We start from the raw sequence: 2,973 nt of genomic DNA on the forward strand, positions 1-2,973 counted from the left end.
AGAAAAACATTATGGCAAGGGCACCATTATGAAATTGGGCGACCAGGCCATAGAGAATATTGAGGTAATACATACAGGCAGCATCGCCATGGACCATGCCCTGGGTATAGGTGGTTTTCCCAGGGGAAGGATCGTTGAGATCTATGGCCCTGAAGCCTCCGGGAAGACCACCCTGGCGCTTCATGCCATTGCCGAGGCACAAAAAAAAGATGGCATTGCAGCATTCATTGACGCGGAACATGCATTCGACAGGTTCTACGCCCAGAAGCTTGGCGTGGACGTGGAGAACCTCCTGGTTTCCCAGCCCGACAATGGGGAACAGGCCCTTGAAATAGTCGATAACCTGATCCGTTCCGGAGCCATCGATATCATTGTCATCGATTCGGTTGCAGCCCTCACGCCAAAGAGCGAAATAGAAGGTGAAATGGGCGATTCCAAGATGGGCTTGCAGGCCAGGCTGATGTCACAGGCGCTCAGAAAACTAACTGCCAATATAAGCAGGACCGGAACAGTCTGTGTCTTCATCAACCAGCTCAGGGAGAAGATCGGTGTTATGTTTGGCAACCCGGAGACAACCACCGGTGGCAATGCACTCAAATTCTACACTTCTGTGAGGGTCGACATCCGAAGGATGAACCAGATCAAGGAAGGGGAAAACATCGTTGGGAACCGGGTCAGGGTCAAGATCGTGAAAAATAAGGTTGCACCGCCATTCCGCAAAGCCGAGTTCGATGTTCTATACGGTGAAGGCATCTCCAGAATGGGGGAGATCATTGACCTTGGAGTCGACCATGGCATTATTAAGAAAAGTGGATCATGGTTCAGCTACGGAGATACCAAGCTGGGCCAGGGAAGGGATGCGGTTAAAAAATTGCTGGAAGATAATCCTGAACTTTCTGATGAACTGGAAAAAGAAATAATTAAAAAACTTTCTGAACAGTAACCTTAACCCAAGTATGCTTAATAAAAATTTTCTGACCGTAATGGTTGGCATTCTGTATGCTTTGGCCCTCACTTCCTGTGGTAGCGGTAACAACGGGGAAAAGGGATCTGGGGATCCGGATAGCATGTCTGGTTTAGCCCGTGTCACACAGCAGATAATTGCCGATTCAAACAATGCAGATCTCTATTTTAAGCGGGCCGAATTATATATCCAGGAAAAGAAGATTGATCCTGCCTTCCGTGACCTGAACCGGGCAATAACCCTGAACCCGGAGGATGCACGTTTCTTTGTCGCATTATCCGATATTTACCTGATGCAGGGGAAGATAGCCAGTTGCAAGGAATCGCTGGAGAAGGCCATCAGCCTCGATGTAAACAATAAGGACGCTTACCTGAAGCTGGCCGAGCTCAACCTGATGCTTAAGAATTATGAAGAAACCTTTGAAAACCTCAAGAAAGCCATAGAAATAGATGCATTAAATCCTGTCGCCTACTTCATAAGCGCTTATGCCTTCCTTGAGCTTGAGGATACGGCCAGGGCCATTGAAAATTTCCAGAAAGCAGCTGACCAGGACCAGCATTACTATGATGCCTACATATACCTGGGCAATATATTTGCGGCAAGAAAGCAAAAGCTGGCTGTTGATTATTATAACAATGCCCTGAATATTGATCCGCAGAGTATTGAGGCCCATTACAACCTGGCGCTGTTTTACCAGGAAACGGAACAGATTGATGAAGCCGAAGCACTCTATGATCGCTTGCTTAAAATAGATCCCGGTTACATTTATGCCCTGTATAACCTGGGCTACATTAACCTGGTTTATAAGAAGGACTTTGAAAGGGCTGTCCAGTATTTCACGGAGACCATAGGGCAGGACCAGGACTATTATGAGGCTTATTATAACAGGGGCTACGCTTACGAGCTTATGGGCAACTACAATGAAGCACGATGGGATTACCAGAAAACACTGGAGCTAAGGACCAACTACCCCAGGGCCATTGAAGGGTTGAACAGGTTGGACGGGATCCAGCTCAGATAATGAGCGAACCCAGCTGATAAATCAGGAATGACACGATCCATGCCAGGCCGGTGGTATAAACTGCCAGGAAAACAGCCCATTTCCATCCTCCTGTTTCCTTGCGCACAGCCGAAATCACTGCAATGCAGGGAAAGTAAATAAGGACGAACCCAATAAATGACAGGGCCACGACAGGATTAAAAACGTTTTGACCTGCGCGTGGGCCTTCGGTGTATTTTTGTTTTTTAAGTTTCTCGGGCAGGCCTTCGATACCTGTAACAGATCCGTCTTCCTGGTACAATACCCCCATTGTGCTGACCACAATTTCTTTGGCGGCACTTCCGGCAATGAGGCTGATACCCATTTTCCAATCGAACCCCAGTGGGCGTATAACCGGTTCGATGAACTTGCCAATCCTGCCGATGTAGGAATTTTCTTTTTGAAGTTTTGCCAGTTCGGTCGGACTTATTTCCTGATCGGGAACATACCTGGGGAAATAACCCAATGCCCAGATAATCAATGACGCCACCAGGATGAAGCCGGCCATTTTTTTGAGGTATTGGGAGCCCCTGTACCAGGTATGCTTAATGGTGGTCCGTATGGTCGGTTTCCTGTATGGAGGAAGCTCCATTACAAAAGGAATTTCCCTGGCCTTAAAAATGGTTTTTTTGAAGACGGATGCCACGATAGCAGCTAGAAGTATCCCTGTAAGGTAGATCAGGAACAAGATAGTGCCCTGGTAATTAACAAAATAAGCACTGATCAATAAAATGTAGAGCGGGTACCTTGCACTGCACGACATGAAAGGGTTTATGAGGATCGTAACAAGCCTGTCGCTTTTGCTTTCTATGGTCCTTGTTGCAAGAATAGCCGGAACATTGCACCCAAATCCCATGAGCAGGGGTATGAATGACTTTCCATGCAGGCCTATTTTATGCATTAGTTTATCGAGGATAAATGCAACCCTTGCCATATACCCGGAGTCCTCCATCAGTGCAATGAACAGAAA

3 protein-coding genes are annotated in these 2,973 nt (G+C 47.1%); 2 read left to right on the forward strand and 1 reads right to left on the reverse strand.

Annotated elements, in window-relative coordinates:
• Together recA and V2I46_11120 are read left to right on the forward strand one after the other, a co-directional pair.
• Positions 1-943: recombinase RecA (gene recA, locus V2I46_11115; protein ID MEE4178045.1), on the forward strand; the 943-nt coding region annotated here is incomplete at its 5' end.
• Positions 944-956: 13 nt separating this feature from the next.
• Positions 957-1,985, forward strand: a complete 1,029-nt coding sequence (locus tag V2I46_11120) for a tetratricopeptide repeat protein (GenBank protein MEE4178046.1) — start codon at positions 957-959, stop codon at positions 1,983-1,985.
• Here the strand turns inward: V2I46_11120 and feoB are convergent.
• On the reverse strand, positions 1,978-2,973 hold a 996-nt coding region (feoB, locus tag V2I46_11125), incomplete at its 5' end, for a ferrous iron transport protein B (protein MEE4178047.1). The genes V2I46_11120 and feoB overlap by 8 nt on opposite strands.

The sequence above is a fragment of the Bacteroides sp. genome, assembly GCA_036351255.1.
Classification (GTDB): Bacteria; Bacteroidota; Bacteroidia; order Bacteroidales; family UBA7960; genus UBA7960.